The 13,854-nt window shown below is 54.1% G+C and carries 18 protein-coding genes and 1 tRNA gene; 5 read left to right on the forward strand and 14 right to left on the reverse strand.

From position 1 onward, the window contains the following. Positions 1 to 127: 127 nt before the first annotated feature. Both HS100_01580 and HS100_01585 read right to left on the reverse strand, forming a co-directional pair. Entirely contained in the window at positions 128 to 343 is a 216-nt protein-coding gene (locus HS100_01580; GenBank protein ID MBE7432585.1) for a hypothetical protein, read from the reverse strand. A 6-nt stretch (positions 344 to 349) separates the two neighbouring features. Then, positions 350 to 517 (reverse strand): hypothetical protein, encoded by a 168-nt coding sequence (locus HS100_01585; GenBank protein MBE7432586.1) that lies wholly within the window; start codon positions 515 to 517, stop codon positions 350 to 352. A 27-nt stretch (positions 518 to 544) separates the two neighbouring features. Between HS100_01585 and HS100_01590 the strand changes: the two genes are divergently transcribed. From HS100_01590 to HS100_01610, 5 genes are all read left to right on the forward strand, one after another. Continuing rightward, on the forward strand, positions 545 to 1,612 hold the full coding sequence (locus HS100_01590; GenBank protein ID MBE7432587.1) for a M42 family peptidase: 1,068 nt from the start codon (positions 545 to 547) through the stop codon (positions 1,610 to 1,612). 111 nt (positions 1,613 to 1,723) lie between these two features. Further along, positions 1,724 to 2,770, forward strand: coding sequence for a M42 family peptidase (locus HS100_01595; protein ID MBE7432588.1), 1,047 nt, complete (start codon positions 1,724 to 1,726; stop codon positions 2,768 to 2,770). A 4-nt stretch (positions 2,771 to 2,774) separates the two neighbouring features. Continuing rightward, the gene (locus tag HS100_01600; protein MBE7432589.1) at positions 2,775 to 3,494 is read left to right on the forward strand and encodes a Type 1 glutamine amidotransferase-like domain-containing protein; all 720 of its coding nucleotides are present in this window, start codon (positions 2,775 to 2,777) and stop codon (positions 3,492 to 3,494) included. A 1-nt stretch (position 3,495) separates the two neighbouring features. Further along, positions 3,496 to 4,497 carry a M42 family metallopeptidase gene (locus HS100_01605; GenBank protein MBE7432590.1) on the forward strand — a complete coding sequence of 334 codons (1,002 nt, stop codon included), beginning with the start codon at positions 3,496 to 3,498 and terminating at the stop codon, positions 4,495 to 4,497. A gap of 21 nt (positions 4,498 to 4,518) precedes the next feature. Continuing rightward, on the forward strand, positions 4,519 to 4,992 hold the full coding sequence (locus tag HS100_01610; protein MBE7432591.1) for a hypothetical protein: 474 nt from the start codon (positions 4,519 to 4,521) through the stop codon (positions 4,990 to 4,992). Between the two features lie 121 nt (positions 4,993 to 5,113). On the opposite strand, the gene HS100_01615 is transcribed toward HS100_01610, so the two are convergent. The 12 genes from HS100_01615 to HS100_01670 all read right to left on the reverse strand — a co-directional run bounded on the left by HS100_01615 (position 5,114) and on the right by HS100_01670 (position 13,807). Further along, complete coding sequence (locus HS100_01615; protein ID MBE7432592.1) at positions 5,114 to 5,404, reverse strand: hypothetical protein; 291 nt, start codon at positions 5,402 to 5,404, stop codon at positions 5,114 to 5,116. Positions 5,405 to 5,444: 40 nt separating this feature from the next. Then, positions 5,445 to 5,972 carry a DUF456 domain-containing protein gene (locus tag HS100_01620; GenBank protein ID MBE7432593.1) on the reverse strand — a complete coding sequence of 176 codons (528 nt, stop codon included), beginning with the start codon at positions 5,970 to 5,972 and terminating at the stop codon, positions 5,445 to 5,447. A gap of 90 nt (positions 5,973 to 6,062) precedes the next feature. After that, complete coding sequence (gene serS / locus HS100_01625; GenBank protein MBE7432594.1) at positions 6,063 to 7,334, reverse strand: serine--tRNA ligase; 1,272 nt, start codon at positions 7,332 to 7,334, stop codon at positions 6,063 to 6,065. A 268-nt stretch (positions 7,335 to 7,602) separates the two neighbouring features. Then, positions 7,603 to 7,675: transfer RNA gene (locus HS100_01630), tRNA-Glu, on the reverse strand. Positions 7,676 to 7,727: 52 nt separating this feature from the next. Further along, positions 7,728 to 8,282 (reverse strand): hypothetical protein, encoded by a 555-nt coding sequence (locus HS100_01635; protein MBE7432595.1) that lies wholly within the window; start codon positions 8,280 to 8,282, stop codon positions 7,728 to 7,730. Between the two features lie 15 nt (positions 8,283 to 8,297). Then, positions 8,298 to 8,588: a YgiT-type zinc finger protein gene (locus HS100_01640; protein ID MBE7432596.1), complete on the reverse strand. Its 291-nt coding sequence runs from the start codon at positions 8,586 to 8,588 to the stop codon at positions 8,298 to 8,300. 11 nt (positions 8,589 to 8,599) lie between these two features. Next, the gene (gene lepB, locus HS100_01645; protein MBE7432597.1) at positions 8,600 to 9,184 is read right to left on the reverse strand and encodes a signal peptidase I; all 585 of its coding nucleotides are present in this window, start codon (positions 9,182 to 9,184) and stop codon (positions 8,600 to 8,602) included. Positions 9,185 to 9,383: 199 nt separating this feature from the next. Beyond that, positions 9,384 to 9,914 carry a dual specificity protein phosphatase family protein gene (locus tag HS100_01650; GenBank protein ID MBE7432598.1) on the reverse strand — a complete coding sequence of 177 codons (531 nt, stop codon included), beginning with the start codon at positions 9,912 to 9,914 and terminating at the stop codon, positions 9,384 to 9,386. A gap of 5 nt (positions 9,915 to 9,919) precedes the next feature. Continuing rightward, entirely contained in the window at positions 9,920 to 10,963 is a 1,044-nt protein-coding gene (locus HS100_01655; GenBank protein MBE7432599.1) for a hypothetical protein, read from the reverse strand. A gap of 62 nt (positions 10,964 to 11,025) precedes the next feature. Then, on the reverse strand, positions 11,026 to 12,018 hold the full coding sequence (locus HS100_01660) for a hypothetical protein (GenBank protein ID MBE7432600.1): 993 nt from the start codon (positions 12,016 to 12,018) through the stop codon (positions 11,026 to 11,028). 22 nt (positions 12,019 to 12,040) lie between these two features. Beyond that, entirely contained in the window at positions 12,041 to 13,054 is a 1,014-nt protein-coding gene (locus HS100_01665) for a hypothetical protein (protein ID MBE7432601.1), read from the reverse strand. A gap of 24 nt (positions 13,055 to 13,078) precedes the next feature. Next, on the reverse strand, positions 13,079 to 13,807 hold the full coding sequence (locus tag HS100_01670) for a class I SAM-dependent methyltransferase (protein MBE7432602.1): 729 nt from the start codon (positions 13,805 to 13,807) through the stop codon (positions 13,079 to 13,081). Positions 13,808 to 13,854 lie beyond the last annotated feature (47 nt).

Genomic DNA, 13,854 nt, shown 5'->3' on the forward strand with positions numbered 1-13,854 from the left:
GGGACGGCGGCGCGAGCCAATGAACAATTTCTATGGATTATAATCTACGCATTATGCTGGAAGCCGACACCCCCCAAGCCCGACGCCGCCTGAGGCTTCTGGTTGCCATTATCGCCACCATTCCTTGTTATTGCGCCGGGTTTGTCTGCCTTTCATTCGCTCCAAATCCGCGCGATGCCACTCCCACCCCGACTTTTACAATCACCGTCACGGGAACCATCACGCCCGCCACCGCCACGGTCAGCGGCACGCCACAGGTCATCACTCCAACCATTTCTCTTACACCGAGCATAACCCCGAGTCCCACGATCTCGGTCACACCGTTCCAGCCGCCGTCAAACACTCCAACTCATACGCCTTCATCGACGCCGACAAAAACGAGCACACCTACGAGCACATCCACCAATACTCCAACCTCCACGCCGACATCGACGCCGACGAATACCGCCACCAATACGTCGACTCCAACCTCCACGCCCACCAGCACACCCACCGCCACACCGACCAGTACTCTCACAGCATCCCCAACCGCGTTCGGTGGTCCATGAGCGATATTCTCCCTTTTCTCAAATCCCTAATTTCTGTTTCAGGTCTTTCAGGGGATGAAACTCCCGCGGCGGATCTCATCAAAAAGCAGTGGACTCCGCTGGTGGACGAGATTTCTCAATCCGCTCTCGCCTCGGTCCATGGACTGAAGCGGGGTACGCTAAAGAAAAGCCGCCGCCCCTCTGTGATGATCGCCACCCACATGGACGCCATCGGCATGATGGTCGTCCGCATCGTGGACGGGTTCATTTACATCACCAACGTCGGCGGCATCGACGCAAGAGTCTTACCGGGCACACCGGTCACCGTCCACGCTTCGGGGACGAAGGAAGAACTTTACGGCGTGATTGCCATGCCACCCGCAAACCTGCTGCCCGACGGCGAAGGGAGCGGAGTTGTCGCGATGAAGTATCTTTTTGTCGATACAGGACTAGCTCCCGGTGAAGTCTTGAGGCGGGTTCGCGTCGGCGACAGAGTCTCCTTTGGCACGGAACCCATCGAATTGTCCGGGGGAACCGTGAGCGGTCACACATTGGATAACCGCGCATCCGTTGCCGCGCTTACCGTTTGTCTCGAAGAACTTCGGTCCAAATCACATGTGTGGGATGTTTGGGCAGTGGCATCCGCGCAGGAGGAAGTCAATCTTGGCGGGGCGCCAACCAGCGCATTTCAACTTCGCCCAACCATTGCAGTCGTCGTAGATATGACCTTCGGGAAAGGCGCGGGCGCGAACGGATACCAAACATTCGCCATAGGCAAGGGCGTCACGCTCGGCATCAGCCCGGTTGTGCATCCTTTCTTGTACAAGCGTTTCAAGGAAGTCGCCGAGCGCATTGAGATCCCCGTTTCAGACGATCTCATGCCCGAAGAAACCTCCACCGACGCCGATACATTGCAGCTCACCGCCGAAGGGATTCCCACCATGGTGATTAGCATCCCACAACGGTATATGCACACTGCCGTGGAATTGATCGCAGTTAAAGACGTACAGCGGGCGGGCAGATTACTTGCTGAATTTATCGCCTCACTCGAAGCGGATTTCATGGAAAAAATTTCCTGGGATTAAATGTCATTGCGAGGAGCGCACTTGATTTTTGCGACGAAGGAATCCCCCGCGGATACAAAGATTGCTTCGGGCGGAAGTACGCCGCCCGAAGCAATGACATAAAACTCTTCTATGCTAACCATCGGCTCACCTCAACTCAAATTGCTCGAAAAACTCTGCAACGCCATGTCCGTCTCCGGCGATGAAGGCGAGGTGCGCCGCATTGTCCTTGAAGAGGTCAAACCCTTCGCCGATGAAGTAAAGGTGGACGCGCTCGGCAGTGTATTAGTACGAAAAAAGGCAAAATCAAAAAAAACGCTGCGCGTTTTGTTCGACGCTCACATGGACGAAGTTGGTTTCATGATCGTAAAGGACGACGGCGACGGATTTTATGAGTTCCGCACCGTCGGCGGGATCGACGAGCGGCATCTGGTTGGCAAGCAAGTCATCGTCGGCAAAGACCACACACCGGGCGTCATCGGCGCAAAACCCATTCACTTAACCGATGCGGGCGAGCGCAGTCATACCGTCAGCGTCGAATCCATGCGCATCGACCTGGGTCCCGACGGCAAAGCCAAAGTGGGCGACCGCGCCACGTTTGCGACAAAGTTCAAGCGGGTCGGTCCGTCCATCATGTCCAAATCCATCGACAACCGGATCGGTGTCGCAATCCTGATCGAATTGTTGAAAAACGCGCCTTACGATGTGGAGCTTTGTCTCGCCTTTAGCGTTCAGGAAGAGATCGGTCTGCGCGGCGCGAAGGTGGCGGGATATTTCTTCGACCCCGACCTTGCCATCGCAGTGGATTCAACCCCCGCGCGCGACCTGCCTGATTACGAAGGCAGGGAAAATTATTCGTACAACACAAAACTCGGGCTGGGTCCTGCCATTTATCCGGCGCACTCGCCCGTTATCAGCGATCCGCGGCTCGTTAAATTCCTTCAGGATGTGGCTGCGAAACGGAAGATTCCCTATCAACTTCGCCAGCCCGGCGGCGGTGGAACGGACGCTGGCGCGATCCAGCAGGCGCGTTCAGGCGTGCCGGTGGTCTCGGTTTCGGTGCCGCATCGGTATACACACAGCCCCATCAGTATTTCGCGCCTGGACGATTGGAAGAATACGTTGAATTTATTGCACGCTGCTTTACAGGAAATGACCCCGATCATATTGAAAAGATAAATTTATGAATGGACTGATCGCTTTACTTGGTTCCGGCGAATACCTGCCTGTGATGAACGATGTGGACAAATATCTGCTCGCCCATTGCGGCGCGGACGGACACACACCGCGCGTGGTTTGTCTGCCTACAGCGGCCGGTCAGGAGGGCGATGCGAGCGTTAATCGTTGGATGAAAATGGGCGTGGACCACTTCACATCGCTTGGCGCGGAGGTTCAGGGCGTTCCGGTCACAGACAAGGAAACCGCCAATGATGTGAATCATGCCGAGGCGGTGAACGAGGCGGATCTCGTCTATTTTTCCGGCGGCGATCCGGTTTATCTGTATCAGACCATGAAAGACAGCCTGGTCTGGCGGGCGGCTCAGAAAGTATGGGAACGCGGCGGGGCTTATGCAGGATGTTCGGCGGGCGCGATGATCCTCGCGCGCGAGGTGCCGGACTTTCGAATGCTCGGCTCGCGGACGATCCCGGTCTTTGGTCTTGTGCCCGCGGCATTTATCATGCCCCATTTTGATGCCATTCCGATATTCTTCAAACCGTTGGTGACCATGTCGCGCAAACGCCTTCACGAAAATGAAGTGATGGTGGGCATCGACGAGAATACCGCCATCGTTGGAAAAGCAGACGAACCTTGGACGGTGATGGGCGAGGCAAAAGCGCACGTGTTTACAAGAAATGACACCAAGAGTTATGCCGCAGGCGAGACATTCACTTTGGGAAAATAAAATGAAATCATTACTCAAAACATTGACCGAAACATTTGGACCTTCAGGCCACGAAGACACCGTCCGCAAGTTGATCCAGAAGGAAGTAAAACCGTTCGCCGATGAAACGCGCGTGGATGCGATGGGCAGTCTGATCGTCCGCAAAGCGCCGACCGTGGACGTGGAGGACTCCAAACGCATCATGCTCGCGGCTCATATGGATGAGATCGGCGTGATCGCCAGCCACATCGACAAGAACGGTTTTGTACGCTTTGCAAGCAACGGGGGCGTGTTCGGGCGCTACGCCCTCGGCGCGCGCATCCGTTTCATGAACGGCGCCACCGGCGTGATCGGGTTCGATAAATTCGAAAATGTTGACCAGGCTCCCGCCATGAATAAGATGTACATCGACGTGGGCGCGACCAGCCGAAGCGACTGCCCGGTGAAGGTTGGCGATTTCGGCGCGTTCGAGCGTAATTATATGGAAATGGGAAACCGTCTCGTCGCCAAGTCGATGGATGACCGCGCGGGGGTGGTGGTTTTGATCGAGACATTGAAAGCCATCAAGTCCACGCCGCATGAACTGTATTTTGTTTTTACCACGCAGGAGGAGGTCGGCGTGCGAGGTGCAGGGACAGCCGCCTACAGCATCGACCCGCAGATCGGTCTTGCTGTCGATGTGACCGCGACAGGCGACACGCCCGCTTCGTCGAAAGTAAACATGGAATTGGGCAAGGGTCCGTGCGTAAAAGTCCGTGACCCGGGCATGCTCTCGGACCCGCGCATCGTCGAATGGATGATCAACACAGCGGAGAAGGCGAAGATCCCCTACCAGCGCGAAGTCCTGCTCATGGGCAGCACCGACGCGCGCGCGATCCAGCTCACACGCGCAGGCGTAATGGCGGGCGCTTTGTCGATCCCATGCCGTTACGTCCATTCCGCATCAGAGATGGTGGATTTGGATGATTTGAAGAATTCGGTGAAATTACTGACGGCGATGTTGAGCAAGCCGGTAAGGTTCTAATGTCCTTCTGAGCGAAACGACATGGGCGATTACAACCGTTCCACCAAAGAGATCGTTTTCAACGACATTCCTGCGAATGTGATTAATAGCATCCGCGCTTATATCGAGAAGCATACGCTGGGCGATATCCTTGCCAACCCTGTGATGTGCGTCGTCTCCACGTCCGAAAAAATCAAAAAGGGACTCTTCGGCGGCGGACCGGGCCCGAAGTTGTTGATCCAAACCGCCATCCTCACCGACCGCTGGCTGATCCTCGCCGATAACGTGGACCAAAACGCGCTGTATATGAAGTCGATGCAGCTGCGGGATATTACGGTGGAGGATTATGAGAAAAGTTCATTCCATGCCATGATCCCCGATACCGGGATGAACATCAGCGGTCAATTTACAGATGCGAGTGATTTGGGGACAATCTTCCTGCCGTTGGGAAAGGATACAGCAGGAGAAAAATTCAAATCCGCGTTGATGGATGCGGCGCAGGAAGCGAAGAAATAAGTAATAATGTCAACCTAAGCACAGCGAAGAGCCTCTCCCTCTGTCGTAAAGATGCTTCGCTATCGCTCAGCACGACATGGTTGTAAAACGGGCTTGACCTTCGAAGGTCAAGCCCGTTTTACTATTTCTTCTTCGCCTCTTTGGATTCTTCCTCTTCCTTCTTCCTCATGAACTGCATCACCAATGCTGTGCCTGCACCGAGGGCGAACATGCCCATTGAGGCTGGGCTGGAAAAACGCGTCAACCCGATGAGCAGGAGGATGAATCCAACCGAGAGGGCGACCTGTACCTGCCAGACGGCCTTGTAATAAGCATCCAAAAAGAAGCGGGCGGTTCCGAATCCGAGCACGAGGAAACCGATGGCGCGGATCATAAAACCAATGATGTTCAAGACTTCTTCAAAGGTATCCATTGTTTTCTCCTTTTTACATTATATGACAATCATCCGGTCCCTACGCAGTCGTCCAAGCCCACAAGCCCCAGAAAATGATCATGACCACGCCAATTCCCATCCTCGCGGCAATCGCCCAACCCCAACCGGTCATCCAGGCTTTGGTGTTGGCGAGCGCCGTATCCCTTACTTTGAGCCTGCGCCATTCTGCAAGGAATAATGCCACGGGCGAGGCGATGATCCCCATGATCGGCGTGAAGAACAAACTGACGACGATGCCCGCCGCGAAAGACCAGAGGATCGAACTCCAAGGGATGTCCTTGTCGCGCATGTGCTTGGCAATGATGAAGTTATCCGCCACATTCCCACCGATCATCAATAGGGTAATGAGCACGAAGAGCAGCCAGCCCACCCAGGTCATATTATCGAGGGAAGCCTGAATAATGGCATAAACCAGGATGGCTAGCCACATCACGGTCAGACCGGGAAAAACGGGAATCAACAAGCCGAGCAAACCGAAAACAAGCACGGCAAAGGTAATCACTTCAAAGAAAACCTGCAAAAACAGTTCCAATGTTTTTGGATCCACTAGTCCTCTCCTTGCCAGATGAAAAGGCACCGGAAATCACACAACTCCCGATGCCTTATTTACGAATATTAACCCATTTTCGTTTTGCCGTCACGGCGTGATAACGTCGATACCGCCCATCCACGGGCGCAGGACATCCGGCACTACAATAGAACCGTCGGCCTGCTGATAATTTTCCATGACGGCGATCATCGTGCGCGGCAAACCCAAGCCAGAGCCGTTCAAAGTATGCGGGAAGCGGACTTTGCCGCCATCTGCCGGGCGGTATTTGATGTTCGAACGGCGCGCCTGAAAATCCGTATCGTTCGAGACCGATGAAACCTCGAGCCATTCGTCACAGCCGGGCGCCCATAATTCGAGGTCATAGGTGATCGTCGCGCCAAAGCCGATATCACCGGTACATAACTGTTTAACGCGATAAGGGATTTCCAACCGGGCGCAAGTCTCCTCGGCATCCTTCAGCATTTTCTGGTGCATGGCTTCGGACTCTTCCGGTTTGCAATAGACATACATCTCGACCTTGTCGAACTGATGTCCGCGCTTGATGCCGCGCACGTCGCGCCCGGCGCTCATCTTTTCGCGGCGGAAACAAGGAGTATATGCCGTGTAAAGTTTTGGCAGCTCAGCTTCGTTGAGGATTTCGTCCATGTGCAGACCGGTGAGCGGAATTTCCGCCGTCGGCACGAAGTAATAATCCTCTTCATGGTCTTTGTAGAGATTATCGGCAAACTTGGGCAATTGACCCGCGCCGTAGACCGTCGCCGTCTTGACCATGAACGGCAGATACTCTTCCTGATATCCCTGGCGGACATGCAGGTCGAGCATCCACGCAATGAGAGCGCGCTGTAATCTCGCGCCCGCTTTCTGCAGAATGTAGAATCGCGAGCCGGTTAGCTTGGTGCCGCGCTCAAAGTCGATGATGCCGAGCGCAGGCCCGAGGTCCCAGTGCGGAAGCGGTTTGAAATCGAATCTGCGCGGCTCACCGACTGTTTTGATCACGGGATTCTCGCTGTCATCCTTGCCAATGGGCGTGCGGGGATCGGGGATGTTCGGCAGGGTGGACATCAAATAATTCAGTTCGGATTCGACTCCTGTCACATCCTTATCCAACTCTGCGATCTTATCGCCCACCAGGCGCATCGCCTCGATCTTCGACTGGCGTTCTGCTTCGTCTTTCATCTTGCCGATCTCTTTCGAGACGGTGTTGCGCTCCGCTTTGAGTTGCTCCACCTGTGAGAGCAGTGACCGGCGCTTCTCATCCAATTGCAAAATGGAATCCACCCGCGCCGGGTCGTCCTGCCGGTCAGTTAGCGCTTTGCGGACGATCTCCGGGGTTTCACGAAGCAAATTGATGTCGAGCATGTTGCACCTCCGCGTGCATTAAACAAAATACGCCCCGGTCCGTTTGCAGGACGAGGGGCGTCTCGTGGTGCCACCTGCTTTCGTCATTCAATTCCGAATGACCTTGGGTTGTACTATAACGGGTACTGCCCGGCTCCTTTATGACGACAGTCTCTCCAGGAGCGACTTGGCAAAGTGGATTTCATCCTCTGGCGGGTCGCCTCGCACTGACCGGCGACTCTCTGAACCGTTGCTGAATTACTTGTCTTTGCGCTTGTCTTTATTAAAGTGCCCCCACGGGGATTCGAACCCCGGTCGTGGCCTTGAAAGGGCCGCGTCCTAGTCCACTAGACGATGGGGGCATTTCTTAAGCGGGCGGATTTTATCATCCACTTCACCCCCGGTCAAGAAAATTCAAGGATGGATTTCAGGTTTGACCCGCTGGGTCAGCACCGCCACCAAATCGATCAGACGCCGGTTGACCAGGATCCCAGCAGTTTGAACCCGCAGGCTGGGAATCAGGATGGCGGATAAAGTTGCGTTCAGTACGGGAAGAAATTCGCGCGTCCCTTCAGCGACCAGGCCGTTGAAATCGAAGCGGCCCGGCAGTTCCATCGTCCCATCGACTTCGAACATGGAAGTCGTCACGCGGACCGTGTAGTCATTCACATTGGTGAACCCCCCGCGCACCATCGCCTGCGGACCCAGGTCTTCGCGCCGCGCAAGACAAATCGCATGAATCTGTTTCTTTGTGGTGCGCACGATCTCGAAGTGATCGATCAGCTTGGTCGGCATGTGCAGACGCGCCATGCGCGCGTCGTGAATTTCGAGGATGGAATGAGTCGGATCATTCAGGAACCCCATCGCCCCATTGGACGTTACAGCGATCTTGCCCGCCACACGATAGCCCGATGTCAGGATATCGGCGAGGACAAAACGGTACGTGCGCGGTGAAGTGTCAAGAGACATGGGATCAACATTCCGCTAGGATTTGGGCATGGGCGGGCGAATCCCGCTTTGAGGCAGGGGACGAGGCGGGGTGCGTCGATTCTGAGAGGTGGGTTTCCCCGCGTTCGGATCGAGCAAAATGTTCAACCACTGGATCGCGCGTTCATCATATTCGCAGCGGCCGCAAACATCGCAGACCCAGGCTGGGAAATGGGGCACCGTGATCAATTCTCCGCCCAGCCAGGTAAAGTAGGTGACATGCCGCGGTCGAAATACGCCCGCATGGCATTCGTTACAGGGAATCAGTTCGTCGCCGGGATTGTTCATTATGATGCACCTTATTGAGATGCGGATGCGGCCGTGTGTTCAAGGACCGACCACATGGGCGGGGGCCAATAGATCAACACAGCCCTGCCCACAACATTTTCCTGGGGCAGGAGCCCCCAATCCTTCGAGTCGTTCGAGTTGTTGCGGTTATCGCCAAGCACAAAGAGAAAGCCATCCGTCACCGTCCATTCACCGGAATAGAGCGGGGCTTCGAATATGTATTCTTCGTTCAATACTTGCCCGTTGACATACACTTGATTCCCCTCCACTTTTACCTGATCGCCGGGCAGGCCTATCACGCGTTTGATCAATTCCTCTTTCGGGTTGAGCGGAAAATGAAAAACGATAATGTCGCCGCGTTCATACTCACCGAACCTGTAACTCAGTTTACTTACCAGCACGAACTCGCCGTCTTCGAGGGTGGGCCGCATGCTGTAGCCATCCACGCGGACACGCGCTGAGACCGCATTGATCCCGACAAACAGGACGACCGCCAACAGGAGCGTCTCAAGCATATCGCGGACAAATCGTTTCCAATGCGTCCCTTCCTGTGTTTGGGCGGCTTCCTCCGTCGTGACTTGTTCCAATGTTTCCAAAATACCTCCAACTGCTGTGAAAATTATACTTCCAATTTCAAGGCAGCCTCCCCCAACTTATGTCCTGTTAACGACTACCCGCCTCATTCCAGACCCGGGTCTGATCCAGTTCCCCATACCTTATCTCTGCCCGATGTTAACCCTGTTCTGCGCATTGCGCTTCCACCTGCAACGAAGTTTCAACCTCCAGCCCCCTTTGTCAGGGTGCAGGTGATTCGCGCCAATTCCGCACAAAATCGAATTGCTCTTGTGTTTCGGGGGAAGTACGCAGGAAAATATCGCGCGGACGGGTTTTATACAACACATCCAGGCGTTCCAGGGCCTGCTTTGCAGACATCCCTCTGCGTACAAAATAACACCCCACCACCGTGCCCGTCCGCCCCACTCCGCCCCAACAATGGACGTAAACCGGGCTGTTGTCTTCGATCGCAGAATCGATCGTATCCAGAATAAGTCCCATGGTCTGCGCCGAAGGGATGCTCCCATCGCGGATGCTGATGCGGTGATATTCAGTCTTACACTCGTAAATCCGCGCTTCTTCCTTCAGGATCGACTCATACGGGACAAGTTCGTGCGGCTGGGTCAGATCGATGAAGGTGCGGATTCCGCTTTCCAAAAACGAGTCGATCTTCTTTCGCGCCTCGTCCGGATTAAAGCTGCCGGGATATTCACCAGCCAGGAAGAGGTTTTCCTCCACCCAGTAGGATTCGATGATGGGGATTTTTGCCATGAGCCTTATTGCGGGAAGTTCGCGCACAAGTTGGAAAGGATCTCCGAACGCAGCGCTACGAGTTCCGGATATTTATAGAAAAACAGAATCTTCTGTTCGGCGATCGTGTCGCCTGCGGGTTTCGGGCTGAAGATGAAGAACGCCCAACTTTCAGCGATATCCTCTTCGGAGTTCGTGGCGGCGTAGTCGGTCAGGAACCGATCCTGATATTTTTGATAGAACGCGTCCTGTTTTTCGAGACGGGTATCCTCATCCTCTTCGAGGTTGATCTCGTTCCACTCTTCGCGGAGTTCATCCCAGAATTGATGGTAAAAATCGTCAACATAGGAATCGGCATCCGCGCAGCCCTCGCCGGGGAAGTAATTGGGGCAGGCCGATACCTCCTGAAGGTAGATATTGTTATCTTCCGGGTTGTTGAAAACGGCAAGACTAGGTGTGACCTGATCAGGTCCCAGAGTGAGCAGGTGAGCAAACTCATGAACGAGTGTATAGGTCAGGTTTGCGCGGTTTGCGATATCGGCAATATCCACATTCAATTTCCACACAGCCGGGTCCGATTCGGTCTGCACAACGGAGGCAAGCGTGTTGTCCGCACCGTCGGTGGTGATGGCGAATTCGCCGATCATGCCGCGGTTCTCGGCAGGGATGAGCGCGATGAAATAATTCCAGATCTCAAGATGCGCGGCTTCATCCTCCTGTTTATCCTGCAATTCAGAAGGAACATCCTCAAAAGCAGGCTCGGAAATTTCATCCCCGTTCACGATATAGTTGACCAGGGTCACTTCGTCATCGGTTGCTTCGGATCCTTCCCCTTCAAGGGGTGCTGTGGCGATCTTGAGTATTTCCTCGGCGACCGCCGGGCATGAGCCGCCTTCCCCTGCAGCCGGTTCAAGGTCCTGAGCCGGGGCTTCTTCCGTGACCTCCGCGGATTCTTCCGAGAAAAATTCCTCCCCTTCGTAATCATCGAATTCGGCGCCTGTATCAACCCCGCAACCAAGAACGAATAAAAACGCCGCGGATAAAACCAACAACAACTCTAACCGGGTCATCAAAAACTCCTCATAAGATTTTTCCAAGGATAACACAGGGAATTGGCGCTCGAGCGCACTTCTTAGTTATTTGACGAACATGTCCCCTTCAGGATCTCGCTCCGGATCCGGACCAGTTCCGGGTATTCGTAAAAGAAGCGGATCTTCTGCTCCCGAATGGAATTCCCCATCGGTTTCGGGCTGAAAACAAAATAAGTGAACGACTCGGCAATATCCTCGGTGGGATGCGTGACGGCGTAATCGCCCACGAATTGGTCGCGATGAGTTCGATAGAAATCATACAAGGCATTGTAATAATTCACATTTGCGTCCGACTGGTATTGAATGGCGTCGACATCCTCCCACTCGTCATTGATGCCTGTCCAGAAGCGTTTATAGAATGCATGAATGTACGAATCGGGGTGGCTGCATCCCATACCGGTGAAGTAACTGGGGCAGAGAACCGCTTTCTCGGTTTGCAGCACCAGGCTGTACGGGTCGTTCGCCAGGTCTTGATCCGGTGTAACCTGCGAAGAATCTAGGGTCAGCAGGTGGGCATATTCGTGGATCAACGTAAAGATGAAGGCATCCTTGTTTTCGAGATCGGCGATATCGACTTCGAGTTTCCAGGACGAGATATCGTCCTGAATCACATCCACAGCGGCGAGCGTGTTATCCACCCCATCGGTAAAAACGTTGAACTGCGCCACCATCTGGCGATTCCCGGGGGGAATCAATTCGGTGAACACTTCCCAGGCGTGATTTTGCAGGGAGAGGTCATTCTGTTCATCCTTCAAATCCGCTGGAACGGATTCGAACACCGGGTCTGTGATGACATTCCCTTCGACTCGATACAATGCCAGATTGTAAACATCGGGTTCCTCGAACTCCTCGACGCCAGCAAAGTCATAGACATCCCCCTGCCCGCCTGCAATGATCCGTTCCATGGATCGCGCGCAAACGGAATAAAATTCGACCCCCAAGACGGGAGTGTACTGCCTGCCGAGATATATTCCCAGCGCCAGAAAGACGACCAGAACAACCAGGGCGATCAGAAAGTTGGGATTTTTATACATATCGACTCTAAGAGTACGCGCATCAATTCACAGGGAAGGTGATCCAGCCCGCATCCAAAAAATACAGGTAAAGATATCCGAACAACAGGATCATCCACAACGCCAGTTGGATCTGGTCCATCAGGTTCTCCCACGAGATGGAAAGATTGTCCTTGATGGTCTGGACGATGCTTTCCAGGTTATCCAGCTTGGCGCGGACGCTGTCCTTCCAATCCTTCAAGTAAAGTTCGGATTGGATGGCTTCGTAAAGTTTTGCGGTATACCAATCACCGATCAGCAGCAGGGTCTGCTCGGTGCGCTCGAAATCCAGCATCACCTCGAGCTTGTGCTCCGCGATCTGTCGGATCAACCCGCGGGTGGCGCGCGGACGGCGCCGGTTTTGAAAGAACGATTCATTGATCTTATCGAGCAGCTGTTCGATGGAATTGTCGAGCATGCGGTAACGCAGCAATTGATAGTTGCCGATCTTCAACAGGACAATATCGGATTCATAATCCGCATTCGGGGCGATGATGACGGCACCCTCCCAATCCACCAACGTGAGTTCGGTGGCGGAATACCGGGTGCGTGACATCACGATCTCGTCGATTTCGTTCTTGTCGAAAGTATCCCTCTGTGAACGGATAAACCGTGAGATCTCGAGCGCATTTCGGTCGATCCATTTGTCTGGTGTCTGCTTGATCGCGTCCACCAACAGGATCGTATATTCCTCGAACAACCCGCTCTGGCGATATTCCACCGGTATATATTTACTCTTCAAAGTATCTTCGATCTTTATCCTCTCCTGCAATGCCGCAGAATCGAACGGGTCCTTCAATGAAAAACGCGCCTCCACCATCTGCGCTTGTTCGTCGTATTGATGGCGCATCACAGAAATGGCGTATCCTTCGATCAACACCGTCTCATCGCCAAGGCTGACCACGTCGATATCCACCGGCTGAAAGTATGGCGCGTCCTTCAACCCCTTGATGGACTCTTTTAAGGGCGCAACTTTGGTTTCAGTGTCGGGAAAAGCGATGAGATAACAAATTTCCATCCCGTAAGTGTAGCATGGAAAATTCTACTTTTGCCCCCATGCAAAATACGTCGGCACATACAACACACGCCCTCCCTTCGCCCAGGCTTCATCATCCAATGCTTTCATTTTTTGGATTTCCTCCCCGGAAACGACTTCGCCCAAATCGGCGTTGATCACCGCCCATTCCATCTCCCGCTCCCGGGCAGACGGCTCATTGACTCCGCCTTGAATGGTTCCCGCTTCTTTGAGTTGGATCCCGGCCTGAAAGAAAGTCTCCGCAAGTTTTGCGCCGAATCCCGGATCCGCGCCCTGACGTTTTAACGCGTCTCTCTGCCACTCCCCCAGTGGACGTAATGCGTCAGGCTTGTCCACTCGCGCATAATAATCCGGTTCTGCCAATGCAAGGATGTGACCGCCGCGTTTCGTCACACGCTTCATTTCGAGCACAGCTTGCAACGGGTCTTTCACCCACAACAAGTAGTAATGGCAAAAGACAATATCGAATAAGTTGGAATGATATGGAAGGGAAAGCCCGTTTCCGCAAGTCAATGAAGCCGCTGGAGCGTTGACCGAAGCCTGGGTCAACGCGATAGGATTCAGGTCCAAGCCGTGAGGCGGGGCGGGGGTTTCGAGTCCGCACAGGATGGCGCCCGTGCCGCATCCAACTTCAAGCACGTGTTTCGCTTTCTTTAGTCCCGCCTTGTCAAAAAGATAAGCAGACAGGTCACGAGTCCATGCGGCTTGCTGGAGGTATCGAGCGTGCCAGTTCATAAATTGCTCAGGCGGCGTCCCCGCCGCCGGGGCCTGCGGCGGGAGAA

It is taken from the genome of Anaerolineales bacterium, assembly GCA_015075725.1.
In the GTDB taxonomy this organism is placed as follows: domain Bacteria; phylum Chloroflexota; class Anaerolineae; order Anaerolineales; family Villigracilaceae; genus Villigracilis.